This is a genomic window from Corynebacterium sp. MSK150 (genome assembly GCF_030229215.1).
In the GTDB taxonomy this organism is placed as follows: Bacteria; Actinomycetota; Actinomycetes; order Mycobacteriales; family Mycobacteriaceae; genus Corynebacterium.
In genome coordinates this window covers 1-22,763 of sequence record NZ_JASPHM010000002.1, presented here as the reverse complement: position 1 = coordinate 22,763, position 22,763 = coordinate 1, and the positions used below count along the sequence as shown (strand labels likewise).

Sequence of the window (22,763 nt, the reverse complement as noted above, 5' to 3'; positions counted from 1 at the left end):
TACTTAACGTAATCTTATGGCTGGCGGTTTTGAATAACTTAGCGGTTTCCGTGGTTTGAGATATGCCACCTAAATGAAAATCTCTCTCACCGTCGAGGAAAAATGAATCACTCATCTAAGCGTGCTTACACGCCTTTTCGTGAAATTGCGTTCCGTCCTTCACGTATCGCACCGAAACATCTCAGGGTCCACTGCACCGGTTTCAAGCGCCGTCGTCCGCACGAACCTTATGGCTCGGCAACACCTCGTTTCTAATTAAAAACTTATAATCTTCGTTGGATGGTGGGCTAGCTTGAGATCACCATCTCTTAGTTGTATTAGGTCGCCTCATCCAAGATTCCGCGGACTATTTCCGCGATGTGCTTGGCATCGCTTCCTGTTCCCTGCTCAATCTGAGTGCGGCAGGAAAAGCCATCAGCGATGACAACCTTGCCTTCCGTGGCTGCCTTCCTCACCTTCGGGAACAGTTCGCGCTCCCCAGCGCCATGGACACTTCAGCGCGGCCTTTCTCAAAGCCCCAGTTTCCGGCCAGGCCGCAGCAGCTGGTAGCGATCTGTTCCTCGTTGATCCCCAATGCCCGCAGCACGGCAGCGGAATGTTGCGGGTCGCCTAAGGACTTTTCATGGCAATGCACCTATGTCAGCGCGGAGACATCGCCCGGCGCGATGACGCAGGCGGCGACGAATTGCTCAAGGCGCTTGGCAATAAGCTCGCTAAACGAGTGAGTGTTGCGCGCCCGGTGCTTAATCACTGCGCCGTATCTAGGGTCGTCGCAAAGCTCAGCGGCTTCATGTTGCAGCATCACGGTGCATGAGGGCTCCACGCCAATCATAGGAAGCCCGCGGTCCAGGTAGGGCTTCATCACCTTTGCCGTTTGCCGCAGCACGCGATTTACCATGTCGAGCTGCCCAGTCGAGTGCCAGGTCAGGGTGCAGCATACGAACTGTTGCGGTATGACCACCGTATAGCCGATTGCTTCGAGAACCTCCACCGCGGCCATCGCTGGTGAAGTACCCAGTGAGGAGTTGAAGGAATCCGGCCACAGCACGACCGTCTGCTCGTTGTCGGCCAGCGGCGGTACCGTCGCCTTGTCATTGTTGTTCGCGGTGCCGTTGTGCGCGACGTCGTCAAGCGCAGCGACGGTGGCGTGCTGCTTGTGCCACTTGCGCAGAGACGCGTGGGTGAAGCGGATGAGCAGGCGGTTCGGGTCGAAGCCGCCCACCTTCGCGATGAGCTCGTCGAGGCCCTTGGTGGACATCGCCTTGTCGATGAGCGCGGGCAGAAACAGAATCTTGTGTGCGATATAGCCCAGCAGCGGCAGCCAGCCCATCACCTAGTGGGCGCCTGGGCACAGCTTGCTTTTGTAATTGTTGTGTAGGAACTCCGCCTTGTACGCCGCCATGTCTACGTTCACCGAGCATTCGGAAACGCACGTCTTGCGGGACAGGCACAGGTCGAGGGCTTCCTCAACCTCTTTGGACTCAAAGCCGCCCTGGATGGACTCGCCGCGGAACATCTCACTGAACATGCGCGCACGTCCTCGTGTCGAGTGCATCTCATCGCCGGTCATCTGGAAGGACGGACACATCGAGCCCGTCTCACTGCGGCACGCGGATACACCTACGCACCTATTGATGGCGTTGACCAGCGAGCCCTTGTCCTTACCCAACTTGTACACCGGCGTGAGCCCAAAGCGCCGCTGCCCCGACGCCATGCGCAGCCCCTCAGTCACTGCCTCCGGCTTTACTAGAACGCCCGGGTTGAAGAAGATCTCCGGATCGAAAATCTCCTTGAACTCTTCGAATAGCTCTCGCATCTCCTGCGAGTACATGCGGTCCAGTAACGCCGAGCGTGAGCGGCCATCGCCATGCTCGCCCAAGAGCGAACCACCATGGGCCGAGACCAACTCCGCTGCCTCATTCATGAAGGATTCGAACTACGCGATGCCCTCCTCCGTGCCGAAGTCGAAGGAGATGCGCACGTGCACGTAACCCTCGCCGAAGTGACCAAATGGAATACCGCGCAGCTCATGTTTTGCCATCAATGCGTACAAATCCCGCAGGTAGTCCGCCAAGTTTTCCGGTGGAACTGCCGAATCCTCCCAGTTGGGCCAGGCCTCCCCGCCATCGGTCAGGCGCGTCACGATTCCCGCCGCGGCCTGACGGATGCGCCACGGCTCCCGCATTTCTTATTCCTTCGAGCTCGAGGACGGTCCCAAAGCTCGGATATTTCTCGCCTCAGAGAAGTCCACGGACGAGCGCGTAGGACATCTCAAGTTGAAGCGAGATCATGGGTGCTTGATACTGTGCCCGCAGCTTTGAGTTGGTCGTGAACTGCACGGAAGATGTGCACGAAGCTGAGGAATCGTCTGTCCACTGTAGGGAGGTCCCCGAACAAGTACCGGGGAAAATATTACCGCGCTTACCTCATCTGGCTAACCTTCCCGCCAATGCTGCTTTTGCTCCTTGGAAAGCCAACCGGACTCATCATCGCCTACGGAGTCCTGGGCGCTTTGTTTATGCCGTTCTTAGGCCTTACGCTTTTGGTCCTGCTGAATACCAAACACACCCCAAAGCAATGGAGAAACGGTTGGATCGTCAACACCTTGATGGCGGTAATCTCCGTTGCCTTCGTTTATCTTTGCGTTTCCCAATTGGGTGAAATTCTCTAGCCGAGAATTGGTACCTACTTCTCCTGCGGCACTCGCTTCGGCTTGTTCCCCACCCCAGCGTGCGGGTCACGGCCGAATGCCCAGGGAACGATACCGATGAAGGCGATGGCGCCGCAGACGGTGAAGGCGAGGGGGAAGCCGGAGGCGTCGGCAAGCAGGCCAATGAGCATAGGGCCCAAGATTTGGCCGAAGTCTCCGGCCATCTGGAAGGTGGATAGTACCTTGCCGCCGGAGCGGTCATTGCCCACGATGTCACCGACTGCGGCCTGCTGGGAGGGGTTGATAAGACCGGAGGAGGCGCCGGCGAAGGCGGAGACGAGCAGGAGGAACCACACGCTGGTGGCCATGCCCATGAGCACCATGAAGATGGCGGAGCCGACGAGGCCAATGAGGATAAGTGGCTTGCGGCCGTGGATATCGGACCACTTGCCAGAGAACTGCAACACGATGGCGTTGCCGGCCGCAAAGACTGCAAGCGCCAGGCCGGAGGCGGCCGCGCCATTGTGGAAGATGGAGGCGGCAAAAAGCGGCAGGACGGATACGCGCACGCCCATGTTGATCCAGCTATGAGCAAAGTTAGAGGTCAGCACCGCGCGGTAGGCGGTATCGACCCAGGCCTCCTGCAGGCGCATGGGTGGCAGCTTATCCTTGCTGGCTTGTTTGTGGTTCACGCGGGGCATTTGCCACCAGACGACGAACGCGGCCAGCGCCACGCCCACGCCGTAGATGAAAAATGGCCAGCGGAACCCCAGGAAGGACAGGCTGGCACCAAGAACGGGGCCGGCGACGTTACCGAGCAGGAAGGCAGTGGCGTAGGTGGCAGAGCACTTACCGCGAATCGTCGGTGGGGACATGCGCACGATAAGTCCCATGGCAGAGACGGTAAACATGGTCGAACCAATGCCGGCCAGGGCGCGCAGGGCCACGATGTGCCAATAGCTTTGCGCAATGGAGACTAGGCCCGTGGTCACCGCGACGGTCATGAGCCCGATGAGATAGACGCGGCGCGATCCGACGCGATCCACAAGCGATCCGGACATGGGCGCAAAGATGAGGCGCGAGGCGGCGAAGATGGAGACCACAAGGCCCGCGGCAGCCATGGAGACATCGAAACTCACCACGAACTGCGGAAGCAGCGGGGCGATGAGGCCGTAGCCCAAAGCGATAATAAATGCGGCCGTAACCATGACCCAGATTTCGCGCGGAATCTTGGGCGCTTCCCCGTGTTCTACTTCCCCACTGCGTGTATTCATCATATCGGCTGCAACTCTAATCCTTGGTGCCAGGGAAAGCCATTTGCGGTTTATGTTCGAACAGGCGTTCGCTTTTGCTGGGACTGTGTCCGCGCTGGGGTCTAGTGTGATGGCCATGCACAACGTACAAAAGAAGTCTCCCCAGCCCACCGCAATGAACCTGCCCCAGTCCGCTTCCGAGATTGCGGCAGACTTGCTCTACCACGAATTTGACACCATCAATTCCATCACCGCCATCATGCACCACCCACGCTCCCTGGCGCGCCCTACTCCCACCTGGCGCCCACCAATAAAGCAACTGCCGACGCCCGCCGGTGGACCGGGCGGAGAGTATTGCATGAGCATCACCCGCCACCGCGTGGGTGCGCGTGTGAAGGCCCGCGTGCGTGGCTTTGGGCAAGACCGTATTCCGGCGTATCTGATTACCATCCGCATTACCGAGAACTTTGGTCAGCCGGTAGATCCGGCTGTGGCCGAGGGCTGGATACGCACGCTCGTGCCGGCAGAGATGGTTGGTGCAGTCCACGAGGTCTCCCGTGGCCCGAATGCCACTTATGTGTGGCTCGTGGATAGCTCCTATCAGCCGGTCCACTCCCCCGAGTCACTCTTCGCCGGCTTCAGCCAAGCCGCCTAGGCGGCCGCTCGCTGGTTTGTTGACTGCGCAGATGCGTCTGGCCCGGCATGCGGGTCAGGCGCGTGCAGCACCTTCCTCATCACCTCATGGTTGAAGGTCACCGTGTAGTGCCGGGCGATTGACTTTGGCATAAAGCGCAGGACCAAGCAGGCGATGAGGACGGTAAAGACCTTATCCAAAGTGTCCGAGGTAAGTCCCTGCAAGATGATGGCCAGGCGCTCGTCTTGGAAGATCATCTCGTAAAACTTAGTGAGGTTATGTGGCCCCTTGCGCGGTCGTCCACTGAAGGAAAAGATGAGCACGTACACGCTCATCACGCCGGAGCCGATGCCCATTCCGAGGCCGGAGAAAATAATCCACGACAGCTTGTTGAATACCCCGCGGCGAGCCAGCAGGCCTACTGCGGCACCGATAAAGATACCCACGGGCGCAAAGGCGAGATCATAGGAAAAGTACACTCCACCCAATACGGTGGTGGTAAGCCCCGTGGCCATGCCGAGCACGGGGCCGGCGATGATGGCGACGATGGCGGTGCCGACGGTGTCAAAGAACATCGGCACCTGCGAGCGCACCGTCAACGAGCCCAACAACAGGTTGATGGAGGCGCCGAAGATGGGATACAAGAGGATGCAGTTAGGCACCAACCCATGCTGTGAGGTATATAGCAGCACCGCAGCCACTAGGAGGAGGACCCAGACGCTGGCGGTCAGGTAGGACTCGAAAGTTACATTTACCGTGGAGTACACCCCAAGGACGGTACAAAACCACGCGGCAAGCGAGAGTGCCACGGCTACTACAACAAGGACGTAGCGCCACGTGGTATCGCGGGTCATCGCCATGGTCTTCTCCTCCTCACAAGGCTAGGTTTAGAGCGGAATTCCAGATGCAGGCTGGGATTGCCCTAAAGCCTAATTGGCGGCGCGCGAAAGTAGCAACACAAAAGGGCCCCTAAAACGGGAAAGGCCCAGCCTAGCCACGGGAGGCGGCGGGGCTGGACTTTCGGAAGGCCGGAATTACTTCTCGTCGGCTTCGGGGGCGTCGGATTCATCATCCAGCTCGGCATCGTCGCCGTCGAAATAGTCCTCGTCTTCGTCATCGTCGTCTTCGCCGAAGATATCGTAGACATCGGGCTCTTCGTAGTCTTCGTCATCGAAGGAAACGAGCTGTGCTTCCCAGTCCAGGGCCTGCTCGGAGACGAGGCCTAGGACATCAAAGAGGCGATCGAAGTCGGTGTAGGTGCCAAGCTCGAGGGCCTCGGCGGGAACCTCCACAATGGGAACGTCATCAAACTCGGCGTTATCAAAGAGGGCAAGGCGGTCAGCCTCGTCGAGGTCCTCATCCTCTTCGTCCACTTCCCAGGCGAGGGCGACTGCCTCATCCTCCATGTCATCGAGATCGTCTTCGTCGAAGTCGAAGGCAAGGAAGCGCACAATGGCGGACGGGACTCCGTCAATGGTTTCCACGAGCACGCGCAGCTCCGAGTCGTTGGCCACTTCAGCCACGACGAGGTGCGGGTTGAGCTCATCTTGGGCAAATTCTAGTTCCGCGATGCGCTCATCGGTGCCCTCCAGCAGGTCACGCAGGACGGTGACCACCTGGTCGGTGGCGATGTGGCGGGACACCGCCTCCACGGCATCGTCTACAGAGAAGGCGACGGAGACAAGGACTGCCTCAAATTCTTCATCGTCTTCATCAACATCCGCCGCGGCAATGTAGACATTCGCTGCGGGGAGAAGCGGATCGATTTCAATAAATTGGATTTCCAGATCAGAGGTGATTGGAACGAACATGACGTCATCGTTGACGCGGGACTCGATGCCCTCGGCATCCAATGCAGAAGCAATATCTTCGAAAAAGCTCATGGTGGTTTAAAATCCATCCTTCGGAAGCAGAGGTTCCCACGGTAGGCAAGCCGCCGCCCGCGGTCACTGTGGAGTCTACCGTTATTCCCACCCGGATGGTTGGAAGCCCAAAGATCTCACCAGCTCCGGGCGCCCACTTCCCCACTCCAACATGTGGTATCCCTCCCAGGCTTGCCGCTTGAGCTCGTGCGGCGCGTGCTCAATATAGGCCTCGGCATCGAAGATCATGGTGGCGCGCTGAGTGGACCCGTAGCGCGGCCAACTCATCTCCGGGCGGCCGCCGTGGATAAAGGCGGACCAGTGTTGCTGCATGGTGGCGGTAAGTTCCTCCATCTCCGCGCGCGAGCCCCAATTGGTCAGGAAAGACGCGCGCGAGGAATAAGGGTCACCGAAGACATTGCCGAGCTCCATCGAATGCATGGCGCCGAGGCCGAGCCACTTGAGCACGGCAGAGGCGAAGTCGAAGCGATACATCCACGTTGGCGCCACTTTTGCATGGGCGGTGGCGATGCGGGTGGAGGGTGCCCAAAAGAGGGCGTCGGCAAGCAGGTGCGCAAAGTCCTCCCGGGCCACCGCGCCGTCATAGGCGGCGACGACCTCGGGGGCGTGCTGGGGATCGAAGGAAGCCAGAAGGCGCAAGGCGGCGCGCTCACGGGAGCTTTGCCGCTGGAAGAGGAATTTACCAAAGCTAGCCTCGTCCGAGTTTGTGCCGATGAGCAGCGGAATCTGGTGCTGATGCCCGTTTTCGAAGGCGGCGATGGGGTGTTCCGGAATGAGCTCATCATCCACCGTGGGCGCGTAGCAGGAATTGAGGTGAATGAGCTCGCCGGCCCGCCACATCATGGATTGGCCCGAGCGCACTAGATCGGCATAGTTTTCTTGGCGCAGGTCCTCCACCGAGGTGCGCCGGGCCAAGGCCATGCGGTGGACCAGCTCGCGCGCCCACAAGGTGGACTGGGCGCGGGAATGGATCATCGCAATCGGCGGGGACTGGGCAATGGCTCGGTGGAAGAGGCCTTCCGCGGCCGGGCTCGTCATGAGGGTGAGCACCGCCGCGCCGCCGGCCGATTCGCCCATGAGGGTGACAGAATCTGGGTCGCCGCCAAAGGCCGCGATATTGTCGCGCACCCATTGCAGCGCCAGGATCTGATCGGCCACCGCCGGGTTAGCGCTGCAGTCCCCGCCCAGGCTGCGCAGATCCAAATAGCCCAGGGAGTTGAGGCGGAAGTTAATGGATACGTAGACCACGTCCATGCGGGTGGCTAACTCAAAGCCGCGGAGCATAAGCATGTGGGACGAGCCCATAATGAAGCTGCCGCCGTGCAGGTAGACCACCACGGGAAGCTTCTCTTCGGTGCGCGGGCGCACGATGTCGAGGTGCAGGCAGTCCTCGGAGCCGATAATGCGGTCGGTCCAGGAATACGTGGGCTGCGGGGCCGGTGGGCCGAACTGGCTGCAATCACGCACGCCATCCCAAGCCGGTGCGGGCTGCGGGGCGCGGAAGCGGTTGTCCCCGGCGGTGGTATCGCCGAAGGGGATGCCGCGCCAAGTGAGCACCGGACCGGCGCTAATGGGGCGATCTGTGCGCAGGTCCTCCTCTATAACGCCGCGCACCCACCCGGAGGTGGTGCGCACGGTGAACTCATCGGCCAGGGCGTTTTGAGCCTCTTCGTGCGCGCGGCGGGCGCGTTCGTGGGCCTGCTCCGCTTTGAGGCGCGCCGCCGCGAAGGATTCCTCCAGAGGGAAACCCCCGGAATCGCGGTTGTTCTCGTGCGGCGTAACCATACCCACTAGCTTAGGTTGCCTGCACGCCCTCGGCGATCTCAATGCGGCGCGGCGGCGCATAAATAGAGCCTTTACTATGCTGGGCGCAGATAAGTTTTAGCAAAAGAGAAGGACACATGGGTTTCTTTACTAAAGACAAAAAGGACAACTCCGCCGAGGTCGACACCATCGATACCTATGACATCGATCCGGAAGATACCAACCGCTTTACCTCCGCGCTCCTCAATTCCTTGGACCGCGCAGTGGCCGTGCAGTCCAGCGTCATTATCAAGTACGTCGAGAACCTAAAGAAGCGCAATAAGGACGCGAGCCCGCAGCAGCTGCAGGAGCTCATTGACAAGCACTTCCTCAATATCACCTCCGGCACCGGTGCGGCCGCGGGCGCTTCCGCTGCCATCCCTGGTGTCGGTTTGGTAACTGGCGCTGCCACCATCGCCGGCGAATCCGTGGTCTTCCTGGAGGCCGCCGCGTGGTACATCTTGGCTTCGGCCTACCTGCGTGGCGATGAAATCAAGTCCCCCGAGCGCCGCCGCGCCCTTGTACTTGTGGTGCTGACCGGTTCGAAGGGCTCCGCTTTGGTGGATACCTTTGTGGGCGATCTCAATAGCGTGGCGGGCATGCGCTCGGCCGCTAGCCTCTCCCGCTTCTCCGGCCCGACGCTGTCTGGCATCAACGGCCGCTTGACCAAGCTTTTTACCAAGCAGATCACCAAGCGCCTGAAGTGGGCGTGGATCAGCAAGCTCATGCCCATGGGCATCGGCGCCGTGTTGGGTACTACCGCCAACCGCAAGTTGGCCAAGCAGGTCATCGAGCATGCCAGCGAGCAGCTTTCTCCCCTCACCCAAGCCTAGGGGTAGCCGGGAACCACTAAGCGGGGCTATTGATACCCCTAACATAGTGAGTTTAGGGGTATGACCCGTATCATGTAGGCAGACTCTTTGGCGAGTGGCGCATGCGCTCGTACAAAGGCCGCACTAAAGTCGAATAAACGACCATTTTAAAGCAGAGAAATGAGGCGAATACCTGCCGTGAGCACATCGAATATCTTCGGCCCCAATGCGTGGCTGATAGACGAGCAGTTCCAGCAGTACTCCAAGGACCCTAACTCCGTAGATAAGGAGTGGCGCGACTACTTCGAGGCAAACGGCGCACCCAAGTCTGAGGCACCTGCCAAGGAAGCCCCGAAGAAGCCGTCTAAGCCTGCCGCGAAGAAGACTGAGGGTACTACTACCGCCCGCAAGCAGGAGGCCCGCGAGACCAACGTGGATAAGTCCGTGGCCAAGGCGCAGGAAAAGTCCGCTAAGGCAAAGCAGTCCGTGAAGAAGCCCGAGTCCCCGCTCGACCGCATCGACGACTACAAGGGCGGCGAGGAGCGCCAGCTCAAGGGCATGTTCAAGGCCATTGCGAAGAACATGGAAGAATCCCTGGAGATTCCTACCGCTACCACCGTGCGCGATATGCCGGTTAAGCTCATGTGGGAAAACCGCTCCATGATCAATGACCACCTCAAGCGCACCCGCGGTGGCAAGATCTCCTTTACCCACATCATCGGCTACGCCATGGTTAAGGCCGTACAGCTGCACCCAGACATGAACGTGCGCTACGAGGAAAAGGATGGCAAGCCTTATGTCATCCAGCCGGAGCACATTAACCTGGGCCTGGCAATTGACCTGCCGCAGAAGGATGGCTCCCGCGCGTTGGTCGTCGCCGCCATCAAGGAGTGCGAGACCAAGTCTTTCTCCGAGTTCGTTGAGGCCTACGAGGACATCGTCACCCGTTCTCGCAAGAACAAGCTCACCATGGACGACTTCTCTGGTGTGACCATTAACCTCACCAACCCAGGCGGCATTGGCACCCGCCACTCCATCGCCCGCCTGACTAAGGGCGCCGGCTCCATCATCGGCGTGGGCTCCATGGATTACCCGGCCGAGTTTGCCGGTGCTTCCGCGGACCGCTTGGCGGACCTGGGCGTCGGCCGCCTGGTTACCCTGACCTCCACCTATGATCACCGCGTCATCCAGGGTGCAGAGTCCGGCGAATTCTTGCGCACCATTGGCCACCTGCTTGTCGACGGCGCCTTTTGGGACGACCTCTTCTCCTCCATGGGCGTGCCTTATGAGCCGTTCCGTTGGGCACAGGACGTGCCGAACTCCGGCGTGGACAAGAACACCCGCGTCATGCAGCTCATCGAGTCCTACCGCTCCCGCGGCCACCTGCTGGCCGATACCAACCCGCTGGGCTGGGTACAGCCGGGCCTGCCTAACCCGGACCACCGCGACCTCGACATCGCGACCCACGGCCTGACCATCTGGGATCTGGACCGCACCTTCAATGTCGGTGGCTTTGGCGGCAAGGAGCAGATGACCTTGCGCGAGGTACTGTCTCGCCTGCGCGCCGCCTACACCTTGAAGGTCGGCTCCGAATACACCCACATCCTCGACCGCGATGAGCGCAGCTGGCTGCAGGACCGCCTGGAGGCGGGCATGCCGAAGCCGACCAACGCGGAGCAGAAGTACATCCTGCAGAAGGTCAATGCCGCAGAAGCATTCGAGAACTTCCTGCAAACCAAGTACGTGGGCCAGAAGCGCTTCTCCCTCGAGGGCGCCGAGACCCTCATTCCGCTGCTGGACTCCATCATTGATACCGCCGCCGGCCAGGATTTGGACGAGGTCGTCATCGGCATGCCGCACCGCGGCCGCCTAAACGTCCTGTTCAATATCGTGGGCAAGCCACTGGCCGATATCTTCGGCGAGTTCGACGGCAACTACAAGGGCGGCCAGCTCGGCGGCTCTGGTGACGTGAAATACCACTTGGGCTCCGAGGGCCACCACCTGCAGATGTTTGGCGATGGCGAAATCAAGGTCACCCTTGCCGCCAACCCATCCCACCTCGAGGCCGTGGATCCGGTCATGGAGGGCATCGCCCGCGCTAAGCAGGACATCTTGGACAAGGGCCCAGAGGGCCACACCGTTGTTCCGGTCATGCTCCATGGTGATGCTTCCTTCACCGGCCTGGGCATTGTTCAGGAGACCATCAACCTGTCCCAGCTGCGCGGTTACACCAACGGCGGCACCGTCCACATCGTGGTCAACAACCAGGTGGGCTTCACCACCACCCCGGACTCCGGTCGCTCCACCCACTACGCCACCGACCTGGCCAAGGGCTTCGACTGCCCGGTCTTCCACGTCAACGGCGACGACCCAGAGGCAGTTGTCTGGGTTGGTCAGATGGCAGCCGAGTACCGCCGCCAGTTTGGCAAGGACGTCTTCATTGACCTCATGGTCTACCGCCTGCGCGGTCACAACGAGGCCGATGACCCGTCCATGACTCAGCCGGAGCTCTACTCCGTCATCGACGAGCACAAGGCAGTGCGCGAGCACTACACCAACGACCTCATCGGCCGTGGTGACCTTTCCGCTGAGGACGCCGAGGCAGCCGCACGCGACTTCCACGACCAGATGGAATCCGTCTTTACCGAGCACAAGGAAGCTGGCAAGGCTCGCCCGAAGGAGCAGACCGGCATCACTTCCTCCCAGGAGCTCACCCGCGGCCTGGATACCTCCATCACCGCCGAGGAACTCGCCGAGCTGGGTGCCGCTTATGGCAACCCACCAGAGGACTTCGAGTACCACAAGCGCGTGGGCAAGGTAGCCAAAGAGCGCGAGAAGTCCTCCCGTGAGGGCGGCATCGACTGGGGCTGGGGCGAGCTCATCGCCTTCGGTTCCCTGGCCGGCGAAGGCAAGGTTGTCCGCCTGGCTGGCGAGGATTCCCGTCGCGGTACCTTCACCCAGCGCCACGCCGTCACCTTCGACCCGCGCAACGGCAACGAGTACAACCCGATGCACGCGGTCGCCACCTCCAAGGGCAACGGTGGCAAGTTCATGGTTTACAACTCCGCGCTCACCGAGTACGCCGGCATGGGCTTCGAGTACGGCTACACCGTGGGCAACCCAGACGCCCTTGTGGCCTGGGAAGCACAGTTCGGTGACTTCGCGAACGGCGCCCAGACCATCATTGACGAGTACATCTCCTCCGGTGAGGCCAAGTGGGGACAGCTGTCCAGCCTGGTACTCCTCCTGCCACACGGCTACGAGGGCCAGGGCCCGGACCACTCCTCCGCCCGCATCGAGCGCTACCTGCAGCTGTGCGCTGAGGGCTCCATGACCGTGGCTCAGCCTTCCACCCCTGCTAACCACTTCCACCTGCTGCGCCGTCAGGCCCTCGGTGAGATGAAGCGCCCGCTGGTCGTCTTCACCCCGAAGTCCATGCTGCGCAACAAGGCGGCCACCTCTGCTGTGGAAGACTTCACCGAGGTCAAGCGCTTCCAGTCCGTTATCAATGACCCGAACTTCGTTGATATCAACGGCAAGAAGGTCGGCGATACCGACAAGGTCAAGACCATCATGCTGGTCTCCGGCAAGTTGTACTGGGATCTGGAAAAGAAGCGCGAGGCCGACGGCCGCGATGACATCGCCATCGTCCGCGTGGAGATGCTCCACCCGATTCCGTTCAACCGCCTGCGCGAGGCATTCGAGGCTTACCCGAATGCCACCCAGGTCCGCTTCGTTCAGGACGAGCCGGCCAACCAGGGCCCATGGCCGTTCTACAACGAGCACCTGCGCACCCTGATTCCGGATATGCCGGAGCTGGTACGCGTTTCCCGCCGTGCTCAGTCCTCTACTGCCACCGGTAACGCCAAGGTGCACCAGATTGAGCAGAAGAACCTGCTGGAAGAGGCCTTCGATATCTAGTCGCCTCTACCCCGTTTAAACCCCAGTGAGGACCTCCTCACTGGGGTTTATTCATGCCGACACCAGCATTAGTAAAGCTTCTGTTCTTGCTTCTGCCGGAGCACTCCCTCGGCGTTCTTGCCCTCTCACGTCTTTTCTCATCTCCGATTCCTTCGCGCTCACCAGCGGAACACTATTGTCTTGGCGGTCGCTTTCCCATGAGCGCCAAGGGAGCGGGTTAAGAATTAGCGCGCTTACTCGATATGTCCAATCGTGTCGCGGATGCTTGTCACTCAAACCCGGGAGCAATGAAAAGCACTAGCGTCGGAATTCACAAGCCCAGAATGGTTCCATATCGAGTCACACGTGTCCTTGATCCTGTGGAGGTGTTGGTCTGCCGGTTGCTAACCATCAGGAGCTCCAAGTTGCCAACAAGCCCGGGAAACTCAAACAAACCTGCCAACGGTCAAATATTAAGAACCAGTGAGATTCGACCCGCCGGAAGAATCGGAGTCGCCCTCTTCATGGGCGATGTCGACGCCGGAGGAATTCATCCAGGAGCGCACGACCTTCTCCGCGCTGGTGTCGTCGGCTTCTACCTCTTCGGCCATGTCAGAGAGATCTTTTTGGGTAATGAACTTAGTCAGCGAGGCCACAGCCTGGCGCTCTTCACGGTCGAAAAGATCGTCTTGAAAGAGCACCACAAAATTCTCTGGCAATTCGGGCTCGGCGTCCTCGCAGCCGCTGGCACCGGAAGGCTCAACCGTGGAGGTATCCGTGGGCAAGCTCGACATGAGGGCAATGTGGGTACGGGCCAAGTAATCCTCGCCGCCGGGCTCAGAGGCTTTCTGTGCCTTCTTGTAGTCCTTCGAAATAGCCCGCGCCTCACGGGGGTTGAGGATATTAAGAAACGCGCCGGTACAACCCACATAGAAATTGCCACCCGGGTTCATGGAACGCCCACCCTTGGTGTCGTGGAAGATGTCTCCCTTCACAATGGACGCCTCGCGGCCCTGCCCCATCAGCTCCTGACGGTAGATCTCTGCGAGGACCAGCTGGTCGGTCTCATTGGTATCCACCAAAATGCCAATGGGATCGCTCTGGGAGCTCTTAGCAAAGGGGTTGGTATCGAGCTGGGAGGAACAGCCGGAAAGCAGCGTTGCGGACAGCACCACACCGGCAATGACACGAGCGGGGCGGGCAAAGCTGCGCATGGCGGTACTCTTCTCCTTTTGGTTGGCGGCGCGTGAACGTCTAGCTGATTCTACACCGAGGGTGTGTTTACCTCCTGTTGCGGCGTGACTAAGATGGCAAGGGTTATGTCTAGCGTTATTACTGAATCCGTCGTACGCGAGGCACTCTCCCGCGTCGAAGACCCCGAAATTGGCCGCCCCATCACCGAACTCAACATGGTGAAGTCCGTTACCGTCACCGGTAATGACGTGGCCGTGGAAATTTACCTCACCATCGCTGGCTGCCCCATGAAGTCCACCATCGAGTCCAATACCCGCGCTGCGGTAGAGGATATCGAGGGCGTTGGAAACGTCACGGTGGCGATGGAAGCCATGAGCGATGAGCAGCGTCGCGAGCTCAAGAAGAAGCTACGCGGCGGCCGAGCCGAGCCCGAAATCCCGTTTGCAAAGCCGGATTCCACTACTCGCGTTTTCGCGGTGGCCTCCGGTAAAGGTGGTGTGGGCAAATCCTCCATGACCGTAAACCTGGCCGCAGCGCTGGTCCAGAAGGGCCTCAAGGTTGGCATTGTGGACGCCGATATTTACGGCCACTCCGTTCCTAACCTCTTGGGCTGCACCGACGGGCCGACCGTGCTCGATGATGAGATGCTACTGCCGCCGATTTCTCACGGAATTAAGCACATTTCCATCGGGCAGTTTGTGGAGGGCAATGCCCCGGTGGTCTGGCGCGGGCCTATGCTCCACCGCGCTCTGCAGCAATTCCTGGCTGACGTTTTTTGGGGCGACCTCGACGTCCTGCTCTTGGATCTGCCACCGGGCACTGGCGACGTCGCCCTGTCCGTAGCCCAGCTCATTCCCAATGCAGAGCTACTCATTGTCACCACCCCGCAGGCCGCGGCCGCCGAGGTGGCAGAGCGCGCCGGATCCATCTCCCAGCAGACCCGTCAGCGCGTGGCTGGCGTAATTGAAAACATGGGCGCCATGGTGATGCCGGATGGCTCCACCATGGATGTCTTTGGCTCCGGCGGCGGACAGATTGTGGCCGATCGCCTAGGCGTCATCCTGGGCCATGAGGTGCCATTGTTGGCTTCCGTGCCGCTGGATCCCACCTTGCGCAGCGGTGGCGATGCCGGCACGCCGATTGTTCTCGATCCCCCCGAGTCCCCCGCCGCCCAGCAGATCCAGGCGGTGGCCGATAAGCTGGCCATCCGCTCCGATTCACTGGTGGGTAAAAACCTCAACTTGGGCGTGAACTAACGCCTTAGGTCACATCGCCCCATATGCCGCCGCCGGTGGATTCTTCCCCACCGCGTGGCGGCTTGTTCTCCGGCGCGGGCTGCTCCGTCGGCTTGGGGGCTTCGGTGCGTTGCTGCGGCCGGGACTCTGGCTGCGGCTGCTCAGCGTAGATCTGGGAGTAGTCGAAGCTCGGGCGCTGCTGCTGCGGTTGAGACTGCGGCTGCTCCTCCGGCTCCTTTGGAGCGGTAGCGGTCTTGACGTTTTCTGCCATTTTCTTGGGGTTGAAATCGTCCCAGGCGGAATCGTCGCCATCGAAAAGCGCCTTGGTGATTACGCCCTTCGGGCCGAGGCGCGTCCACTGGGCGGCTTGGGTGAGCGGGCCGCGGATATCATCGAATTCCGAGGTAATCGAGCCCATCTCGCCGTTGAGCTCCGCTTTGGCGTTATTGATGGCCTTGCGCGCCGCGTAGATGGCCGCGCGCACGTCCTTAATCACCTCGGGCATGCGCTCCGGGCCGATGACGATGATGCCCAAGAGTACGATGACGAAAATCTCGGGCCAACCAATGGAAGAAAACACGGTTAAATACTAGTCCCTCACTCTTAGCCGCGCTGATTGTGCTTGATTGCGCGAACCACCATCTCCACCTTGTCCAAGAAATCCTGCTGCGGCCGGTACACAGGCGTTGCAGCATCCGGCCCGGGCGCAACCTCTTCGGTGGCAATGCCCGCGAGCTTTGCCAGCAGGGATTGCGGTGCCTTGACCTTCGCGGAATCCGCGCAGTGGCGAACCCACTCTGAGGCATGGCGCTGCTGGTGCACATCCGCGCGACACTCGGCGCAGTGCACCAAATGGATGCGCACGCGGTGCATGAATTTCGGTTCCATCTCCCCGTCTACGAAGGCAACGACAGCCTCAGGGCCAAGGTGCCCGATGGTATCGCTGCGCCGCGCCTTGGCTTTCGCCTTATCGCGGGCCTTGGCCTGGACAGTATCGAATCCGCCGCGCACGCCCAGCATGGACACGGTCCGGCGTCCTCGCAGCGAGTCCATCGACACCCTCCTCCACTAGTTGCTTGGCCTTCAGTGACACGGAAAGTCCCCGCCGGCAGCGGGGACTATGCAGTTTCTTTAAAGTTTAGCGCGCGGTGGTTTAACGCGTGCGCAGCAGCATGCGGGTTTCCGCATTGGTTTGCGCTTCTTTTTCCAGTGCCGCACGCAGCTGCGAGCGGCCACGGTGGATGCGAGAGCGCACCGTACCCATTTTGACGCCGAGAGTTTCTGCAATTTCGTCATAGCTCATGCCAACCACATCACACAGCACCACGGCCACGCGGAAATCGGGAGCCAGACCATCGAGCGCAGACTGCAGCGCCGGGTCCAAGTTGGCCACAGTATAGGCCTGCTCCGGGGTCATATCCGTGCCGGGCACGCGCTCATAATCCTCCGGCAGGGCCTCCATGCGGATCTTGGAGCGGTGGCGAACCATATCCAAGAAGAGGTTGGTGGTAATGCGGTGCAGCCAGCCTTCAAACGTACCGGCCTGGTATTTATCCAGGGAGCGGAAGACGCGCATGAAGGTTTCCTGGGTGAGATCCTCTGCATCGTGCTGATTACCAGAGAGTCGGTACGCCAAGCGATAAACGCCATCGGCGTGTTCGGCCACGAGATCACCCCAAGCGGGCATGTCGGCTTCGCCGGCATCGAACGCCGCGGTACCGGTCAACGCCGCCTCAGGGGTGGCGGGCTGAAGGGATTCGGCATCGCGCTTCGTTGTTGTCATGCATGTCATCTTTCTATACTTCAAAGTGAAACTCCAGCCACAGTGCTGATAATTTCCTGTGAGTCCGTCACATTATCCCCACCTACCACAACCTTGCTGGCTAGGCGCGTTTTTGCCACATCGACGGACACTTTTCCCTAAGGTTTATTACGTGACTACTACCGCATATGAAGCACTGCGTTCTTATATCGAGACCACCAGCGAGCCTTCGGCGGCCCTGCGTGGCGCGCGCGACCACGCCGATGAGTACGGTCTGCCCGTTCCTGATGAATCAACGGGCCAGCTGCTCGCCACGCTGACGGCCGCCTCGTCCAGCTCTACCGAACGCCCCCAGTCCGTGGCGATCACCCCAGCCGCCAATGTGGTAGGCCTCTACCTGCTTGCCGGCATGCCCGATAATGGCATTTTGACCTGCATCGACCCCGAGGCTGAGCACCAGCGTAGCGCCAAGACCGCCTTCCGCGAGGCGGGCTATCCACCTTCACGTGGCCGCTTCCTGCCGTCTCGCCCACTCGAGGTCATGGGCCGCCTGGCTAATGATGCCTACCAGGTCATCTACGCCGACGTCGCCGCGCTCGAGCTCCCCGCCATCATCAAGGCCGCGTGGCCACTGCTGCACCAAGGCGGCACCCTGGTCTTGGCTAATTCTTTGCTCGATGGCACGCTTGCCGACGTCTCCCGGACCGACCGCGACACCGCCGCCGCCCGCGAAGCAGACGAGTACCTGCGCGAGCTCGAGGGCGCGAGCGTGACCCGCTTGCCGCTGGGGTCCGGGCTCACCCTTGTAACGAAGCTCTAGACCTTCTGGTTTTTGCCGACGACAACCACGCCGCCGTCAGAAACCTTGAAGCGCTCCTCATCGCGCTCGCGGTCCACGCCGATAATTGCGCCATCGCTGACGACGACGTTCTTATCGAGGATCGCGCGGCGCACCACCGCACCACGGCCGATGCGCACGCCCGGCAGGATGACCGATCCTTCGACCGTGGCGCCATCGGCCACGTGGACATCAGACGCCAGCACGGAATTGCGCACCGTGCCGCCAGAGACGATGCAGCCCGGCGCCACCATCGAAGACTGCGCGATGCCATTTTGCACGAACTTCGCCGGAGGGAAATTGGAGTCATCCGTGGAGTGAATCGGCCAATTCCGGTTATAGAGGTTAAAGATCGGATGCACCGAAATCATGTCCATGTGCGCTTCATAGAAGGAGTCAATGGTTCCCACGTCGCGCCAGTAGCCGTGATCGCGCTCGGTAGACCCCGGCACCTCATTGGCCATGAAGTCATAGACATGCGCCTGCCCACGCTCCACAAAGTACGGGATAATATCGCCGCCCATATCGTGGGCCGAGTCCTCGTTCTTTTCGTCCTCCAAGAGGGCGTCAATAAGCGCCTGCGCCGTAAAGACATAGTTGCCCATCGAGGCATAGCTCATATTCGGATCATCCGGCGTAGCCGGTGGGTCCGCAGGCTTTTCCACGAACTCCGTGATGGTTCCCATGCCATCGGCCTGGATGCATCCGAACGCCGTTGCCTCCGAGCGCGGCACGCGAATGCCGGCCACCGAGCAATCCAGCCCCGTGGCAATGTGCTCTTCTACCATCTGCGCCGGATCCATGCGATAGACATGGTCTGCGCCGAAGACGATGACGTAGTCCGGATTCTCGTCATAGATGAGGTTAAGCGACTGCACAATGGCATCCGCGGAGCCGTTGTACCACCGCTTGCCGCGGCGCTGCTGGGCAGGCACCGAGGCAATGTACTGCGGCGTCGGCCCTGCTAAGTTCCACGCCTGGGAAATGTGGCGGTCCAGGGAGTGGGACTTGTACTGGGTCAGCACCGCAATCTTGAGGAAACCGGCGTTGACCAGATTGGACAGGACAAAGTCAATGAGGCGGTAGGAACCGCCAAAAGGCACGGCGGGTTTAGCGCGGTCTTCGGTCAGGGGAAAAAGACGCTTTCCCTCGCCGCCGGCGAGGACGATGGCTAGGACATTTGGCAGGCTTCTCACGTTTCCAAACCTAACCGCAAATCCCACATTTCGCAGCAGATATATGCACATTTCTACCCCCATCCCGTATTTCTGCACGCGGCACCAGAGATACGTATTCTGGGTGGGCATGAGAGCCGGAATCTTTTCCAAAGAATACCCGCCGGAAATCTACGGCGGGGCCGGAGTTCACGTAGCTGAACTCACCCGTTTTATGCGCGATATCATCGATGTCTCCGTGCACTGCATGGGCTCCCCACGCGACGAAGAAGACGTCTTTGTACACGGCGTAGACCCCGCACTCGAGGGTGCCAATGGCGCGCTTAAGACCTTGTCCACCGGGCTGCGCATGGCCGATGCCGCCTCCGATATCGACATCGCCCATTCCCACACGTGGTACACGGGTCTCGCCGGCCATCTTTCCGCCCAGCTCTACGATATTCCGCACGTGGTCACCGCCCACTCGCTGGAGCCGCACCGCCCGTGGAAGCGCGAGCAGCTCGGCGGCGGCTATGACGTTTCCTCTTGGTCTGAGAAGAACGCCATGGAATATGCCGACGCCGTCATCGCCGTCTCCGCCGGCATGAAGGACTCCATCCTGGATGCCTACCCGCGCATCGACGCCTCCAAAGTCCACGTCGTCCTCAACGGCATCGACACCGAGCTGTGGCAGCCGCGTGAGGGGGATGTGTTGGACAAGCTGGGCGTCGATAAGCAACGCCCCATCGTGGCCTTCGTCGGCCGCATTACCCGGCAGAAAGGCGTAAAGCACCTGCTGCAGGCGGCGCAGAAATTCGACCCGGATATCCAGCTGGTGCTGTGCGCCGGCGCGCCCGATACGCCCGAAATCGCGGCGGAGACCGAGGCACTGGTGGATCAGCTGCGCGCCCAGCGCGATGGCATTTTCTGGGTCAAGGACATGCTCCCGCGCAACGAGGTCCAGCAGATTTACTCCGGCGCGGATGTGTTTGTCTGCCCGTCCATCTACGAGCCGCTCGGCATCGTCAACCTGGAAGCTATGGCCTGCGGCACGGCCGTTGTCGCCTCCAACGTGGGCGGCATTCCGGAGGTTGTGGTCGATGGCGAGACCGGTGTGCTGGTGCCTTACGACGCCGCCGCTACCGCCGCCTTCGAAGCCGACCTCGCCGCCGCCGTCAATGACGTCGCCGCCGATAAAGAGCGCGCCGCGGAATTTGGCCGCGCCGGCCGCGAGCGCGCCATTCGCGATTTCTCTTGGGCTACCATTGCCGCCCAGACCGTCGATATCTACCGCAGCTTGATTTAAGGAAGGATAGCCGTGACAACTCACCGCCCCGAACTGCATTTTGTCCCCGAAGACGGCGTCCTCGACGCCCCCGCTGGTATCCTGCGCGACGGCGATACCTGGCACCTGTTCTACCAGTACCGCCCCACCGCAGACTCCCCTGCCCGCTGGGGACACACCTACTCCGAAGAGTCTCCCTTTGACTGGTTGGACTGCGACGATGTCCTCGCCCCCGTCGGCGGCGAGCTCTCCCTGCGCGCAGGTTCCGTAGCCCAAGGCCCGGACGATATCCATCTCTACTTCACCTCCGTGACCGCCGCCGGAATCGCCGTTCACCTCGCCCGCTACGCTGACGTGGACGAGATCTGCGAGGTCTCCGACGACCCTCAAGCGCTCGACCCCAATGTCGTTCGTTTTGGCGAGGTCGTAGGCAATACCCGCAACTTTGATCACTTCCGCTCGCCCTGCGTGGTGCCCGATTGGGCCTCCGAGGACCGCGATGCCGGCCACGATGGCTGGCTCATGCTCGCGCTCACCGGCCACTCCGACGCCCCGGTTCCCGTCATCCTCGAGTCCGCCGATGGCGTAGCCTGGCGCCTGCGTGGCAGCCTCAAGTTCGACGGCGACCCTGGCTTCTTGGAAGGCGAGGTCCCCGCCACCTCGCCCATCCCGCCGGTTGTCTCTCCTCGCTTGGTCCGCCTGCGCGATGAGGTCGACGGCAATATCTACGACGTCCTTTTCGTCACCCTAGAGCGCGGCGGCCGCGACGTCTCCGGCTACCTCGTCGGCCGGCTGGAGGGCACCACTTTTACCGTGGTCTCCGGCTTCCGCCGGGTGGACTTCGGCCATGATTTCTCCCGTCCGCGCAGTACCAACACCACCACCGGCACTCTCACCCCAGAGCAGCGCTACGAGCGCGCCGTCATCGTCGGCCTCCTCAACGGCAACGGCCGCGGCGACGACGCCACCGCGCACGCCTCCTGGGAGGCCGAAGGCTGGGCCAATGCCCTGTCCCTGCCTCGCCGGGTCACCCTCGAGGGCGGCGTCCTCTACCAAGCACCCGCCCGCGGCCTGCCCGATGCCGTCAAGCTGTCCGATTACGCCCGTTCCTGGACCGGCGTCATGGAGGTCCCTTCCGGTTCCTGCGTAACGGTCACGCTTCTCGACGGCGCCGGTGACCCCGCCGCCACCATCTGCCACTCCGGCGATGACATCAGCCTCGATCGCTCCATGAACAAGGCCTTCGACCACTGTTTCGCTGATTCCGAACCCGCCACCGCCACGCTTGCCGAAGGCGACTCCGATACCCTCACCATCATCCAAGACGGCTCCACCGTTGAGGTATTCGTCGACGGTGGCCTCATCGCGATGGCCTCCCGCGTCTACTTCGAAGGCGGCTGCTCCGGCCTGCGGGTCGAGACCTCCGGCGAGGCCATCATCGAGCAGGACTGGCAGCGCTCCGGTTCCAAGCTCTAACCCCCCAGCTCTCAGCGCCGCCTCACCCGGCCCGTCCCTCCCCGTCCTTCGCGCTCACCAGCGCAGCTGCCCACCGCGGTTCCGCCTCTCCTGGTGAGCGGCAAGGGCGGGGTTGCGCGTTTTCGGCCTCACTCCGCTGGGCCGCGTCTCCCCTCGCTCCCTCACACGCGCCCTTCGCGCTCACGGGGAGATGCTGGGGCGTCGGAAAGCGTGTGCCGGTGAGCGGCAAGGACGAAAGCCTCCCCCTCGCGCCCACTGGGGAGACGAAAGAACCGCCCCACGCGCTGCCGGTGAGTGAACTGCTCCCCATTAGTTGGACTGAGAAATCAGTTGCCAACAACTAGTGGGGAGCATTTTCTTTGAGAGCACGTAGTTCGCTGAGTGAAGTTCAGCGTGAGCAGTTAGTGGAGCTTTTCGAGCAGGGAATGGGTTGCCGAGCCGCTGCTCGTGTTGTCGGTGTCTCGAGAGACGCAACGCGTAGACTTTATCGCCGTTTCCAACTGCGTGGCAGACTATGTCTCGTGGAGAAACCAAACAAGCAGCACTACTCCTTCGAGGCGAAGAAGGAAGTTGTAGAACGTCATCTTGCGGGTGAGTCGATGATGGATCTTGCCCGAGAGTTCAATCTTTCATCCGACCACCTCGTCAAGGACTGGGTGGCTAAGTGGCGCAGAGGCGGCGACGAGGCTCTGCGCCCGAAGCCGAAGGGCAGGCCCAAAGGATCGGCTGCGCCGAAACGCCTCACGGAAGAGGAAAAGCTTCGCCGCCAGGTTGAGCGGCTGGAAGCGGAAAACGCCTACTTAAAAAAATTGCGAGACTTGAGGAACCAGGGACACGCCTGAAAGCCCAGGCAATCGTCATCCTCAAGTCACACCACCGCTTGG

General features: G+C 60.9%; 16 protein-coding genes and 3 pseudogenes. 9 read left to right on the top strand and 10 right to left on the bottom strand.

Annotated elements, in window-relative coordinates; translation table 11 throughout:
• Positions 1–317: 317 nt before the first annotated feature.
• Positions 318–2,188 (bottom strand): annotated as a pseudogene (locus QP941_RS01320) (FAD-binding and (Fe-S)-binding domain-containing protein); the annotation flags it as partial.
• A 193-nt stretch (positions 2,189–2,381) separates the two neighbouring features.
• Here QP941_RS01320 and QP941_RS01315 point away from each other — a divergent pair.
• A pseudogene (locus tag QP941_RS01315) lies at positions 2,382–2,671 on the top strand (divalent metal cation transporter); the annotation flags it as partial.
• 14 nt (positions 2,672–2,685) lie between these two features.
• On the opposite strand, the gene QP941_RS01310 reads toward QP941_RS01315, so the two are convergent.
• Positions 2,686–3,927: an MFS transporter gene (locus tag QP941_RS01310; protein WP_284867732.1), complete on the bottom strand. Its 1,242-nt coding sequence runs from the start codon at positions 3,925–3,927 to the stop codon at positions 2,686–2,688.
• 112 nt (positions 3,928–4,039) lie between these two features.
• Between QP941_RS01310 and QP941_RS01305 the strand changes: the two genes are divergently transcribed.
• Complete coding sequence (locus tag QP941_RS01305) at positions 4,040–4,558, top strand: hypothetical protein (protein WP_284867731.1); 519 nt, start codon at positions 4,040–4,042, stop codon at positions 4,556–4,558.
• Here the strand turns inward: QP941_RS01305 and QP941_RS01300 are convergent.
• The 3 genes from QP941_RS01300 to QP941_RS01290 form a co-directional block, all read right to left on the bottom strand.
• On the bottom strand, positions 4,555–5,397 hold the full coding sequence (locus QP941_RS01300) for a hypothetical protein (protein ID WP_284867730.1): 843 nt from the start codon (positions 5,395–5,397) through the stop codon (positions 4,555–4,557). The genes QP941_RS01305 and QP941_RS01300 overlap by 4 nt on opposite strands.
• Before the next feature lie 174 nt (positions 5,398–5,571).
• Positions 5,572–6,420, bottom strand: coding sequence for a DNA primase (locus QP941_RS01295; RefSeq protein ID WP_284867729.1), 849 nt, complete (start codon positions 6,418–6,420; stop codon positions 5,572–5,574).
• A gap of 81 nt (positions 6,421–6,501) precedes the next feature.
• Complete coding sequence (locus QP941_RS01290; RefSeq protein WP_284867728.1) at positions 6,502–8,205, bottom strand: carboxylesterase/lipase family protein; 1,704 nt, start codon at positions 8,203–8,205, stop codon at positions 6,502–6,504.
• A 116-nt stretch (positions 8,206–8,321) separates the two neighbouring features.
• On the opposite strand from QP941_RS01290, the gene QP941_RS01285 reads away from it, so the two are divergent.
• Positions 8,322–9,056 (top strand): hypothetical protein, encoded by a 735-nt coding sequence (locus QP941_RS01285; protein WP_284867727.1) that lies wholly within the window; start codon positions 8,322–8,324, stop codon positions 9,054–9,056.
• Positions 9,057–9,233: 177 nt separating this feature from the next.
• Positions 9,234–12,956: a multifunctional oxoglutarate decarboxylase/oxoglutarate dehydrogenase thiamine pyrophosphate-binding subunit/dihydrolipoyllysine-residue succinyltransferase subunit gene (locus tag QP941_RS01280; RefSeq protein WP_502869186.1), complete on the top strand. Its 3,723-nt coding sequence runs from the start codon at positions 9,234–9,236 to the stop codon at positions 12,954–12,956.
• Positions 12,957–13,408: 452 nt separating this feature from the next.
• Here the strand turns inward: QP941_RS01280 and QP941_RS01275 are convergent, their stop codons facing one another.
• A complete protein-coding gene (locus tag QP941_RS01275; RefSeq protein ID WP_284867725.1) occupies positions 13,409–14,149 on the bottom strand; it encodes a hypothetical protein in 741 nt (246 codons plus the stop codon).
• A gap of 105 nt (positions 14,150–14,254) precedes the next feature.
• Here QP941_RS01275 and QP941_RS01270 point away from each other — a divergent pair, with 105 nt between their 5' ends.
• Positions 14,255–15,385 (top strand): Mrp/NBP35 family ATP-binding protein, encoded by a 1,131-nt coding sequence (locus QP941_RS01270; RefSeq protein WP_284867724.1) that lies wholly within the window; start codon positions 14,255–14,257, stop codon positions 15,383–15,385.
• Between the two features lie 4 nt (positions 15,386–15,389).
• Here QP941_RS01270 and QP941_RS01265 read toward each other — a convergent pair whose 3' ends face one another.
• The 3 genes from QP941_RS01265 to sigE form a co-directional block, all read right to left on the bottom strand.
• Positions 15,390–15,944: a twin-arginine translocase TatA/TatE family subunit gene (locus QP941_RS01265; RefSeq protein ID WP_284867723.1), complete on the bottom strand. Its 555-nt coding sequence runs from the start codon at positions 15,942–15,944 to the stop codon at positions 15,390–15,392.
• A 23-nt stretch (positions 15,945–15,967) separates the two neighbouring features.
• The gene (locus tag QP941_RS01260) at positions 15,968–16,417 is read right to left on the bottom strand and encodes an anti-sigma factor family protein (protein WP_284867722.1); all 450 of its coding nucleotides are present in this window, start codon (positions 16,415–16,417) and stop codon (positions 15,968–15,970) included.
• A 100-nt stretch (positions 16,418–16,517) separates the two neighbouring features.
• Entirely contained in the window at positions 16,518–17,147 is a 630-nt protein-coding gene (sigE, locus tag QP941_RS01255) for an RNA polymerase sigma factor SigE (protein WP_284836430.1), read from the bottom strand.
• A 151-nt stretch (positions 17,148–17,298) separates the two neighbouring features.
• Here sigE and QP941_RS01250 point away from each other — a divergent pair, with 151 nt between their 5' ends.
• Positions 17,299–17,946, top strand: a complete 648-nt coding sequence (locus QP941_RS01250) for an O-methyltransferase (protein WP_284867721.1) — start codon at positions 17,299–17,301, stop codon at positions 17,944–17,946.
• Here QP941_RS01250 and glgC read toward each other — a convergent pair.
• Positions 17,943–19,160 carry a glucose-1-phosphate adenylyltransferase gene (glgC, locus tag QP941_RS01245; RefSeq protein WP_239277895.1) on the bottom strand — a complete coding sequence of 406 codons (1,218 nt, stop codon included), beginning with the start codon at positions 19,158–19,160 and terminating at the stop codon, positions 17,943–17,945. The genes QP941_RS01250 and glgC overlap by 4 nt on opposite strands.
• Before the next feature lie 109 nt (positions 19,161–19,269).
• Here glgC and glgA point away from each other — a divergent pair, with 109 nt between their 5' ends.
• From glgA to QP941_RS01230, 3 genes and pseudogenes are all read left to right on the top strand, one after another.
• Positions 19,270–20,424 (top strand): glycogen synthase, encoded by a 1,155-nt coding sequence (gene glgA, locus QP941_RS01240; RefSeq protein WP_284867720.1) that lies wholly within the window; start codon positions 19,270–19,272, stop codon positions 20,422–20,424.
• Between the two features lie 12 nt (positions 20,425–20,436).
• The gene (locus QP941_RS01235) at positions 20,437–21,879 is read left to right on the top strand and encodes a GH32 C-terminal domain-containing protein (protein ID WP_284867719.1); all 1,443 of its coding nucleotides are present in this window, start codon (positions 20,437–20,439) and stop codon (positions 21,877–21,879) included.
• Positions 21,880–22,374: 495 nt separating this feature from the next.
• A pseudogene (locus QP941_RS01230) lies at positions 22,375–22,763 on the top strand (helix-turn-helix domain-containing protein); the annotation flags it as partial.

Coding starts and splice junctions, on each gene's coding strand:
- QP941_RS01310 (WP_284867732.1), bottom strand. CDS start 3,927: ATGATGAATACACGCAGTGGGGAAGTAGAACACGGGGAAGCGCCCAAG.
- QP941_RS01305 (WP_284867731.1), top strand. CDS start 4,040: ATGCACAACGTACAAAAGAAGTCTCCCCAGCCCACCGCAATGAACCTG.
- QP941_RS01300 (WP_284867730.1), bottom strand. CDS start 5,397: ATGGCGATGACCCGCGATACCACGTGGCGCTACGTCCTTGTTGTAGTA.
- QP941_RS01295 (WP_284867729.1), bottom strand. CDS start 6,420: ATGAGCTTTTTCGAAGATATTGCTTCTGCATTGGATGCCGAGGGCATC.
- QP941_RS01290 (WP_284867728.1), bottom strand. CDS start 8,205: ATGGTTACGCCGCACGAGAACAACCGCGATTCCGGGGGTTTCCCTCTG.
- QP941_RS01285 (WP_284867727.1), top strand. CDS start 8,322: ATGGGTTTCTTTACTAAAGACAAAAAGGACAACTCCGCCGAGGTCGAC.
- QP941_RS01275 (WP_284867725.1), bottom strand. CDS start 14,149: ATGCGCAGCTTTGCCCGCCCCGCTCGTGTCATTGCCGGTGTGGTGCTG.
- QP941_RS01270 (WP_284867724.1), top strand. CDS start 14,255: ATGTCTAGCGTTATTACTGAATCCGTCGTACGCGAGGCACTCTCCCGC.
- QP941_RS01260 (WP_284867722.1), bottom strand. CDS start 16,417: ATGGACTCGCTGCGAGGACGCCGGACCGTGTCCATGCTGGGCGTGCGC.
- sigE (WP_284836430.1), bottom strand. CDS start 17,147: ATGACAACAACGAAGCGCGATGCCGAATCCCTTCAGCCCGCCACCCCT.
- glgA (WP_284867720.1), top strand. CDS start 19,270: ATGAGAGCCGGAATCTTTTCCAAAGAATACCCGCCGGAAATCTACGGC.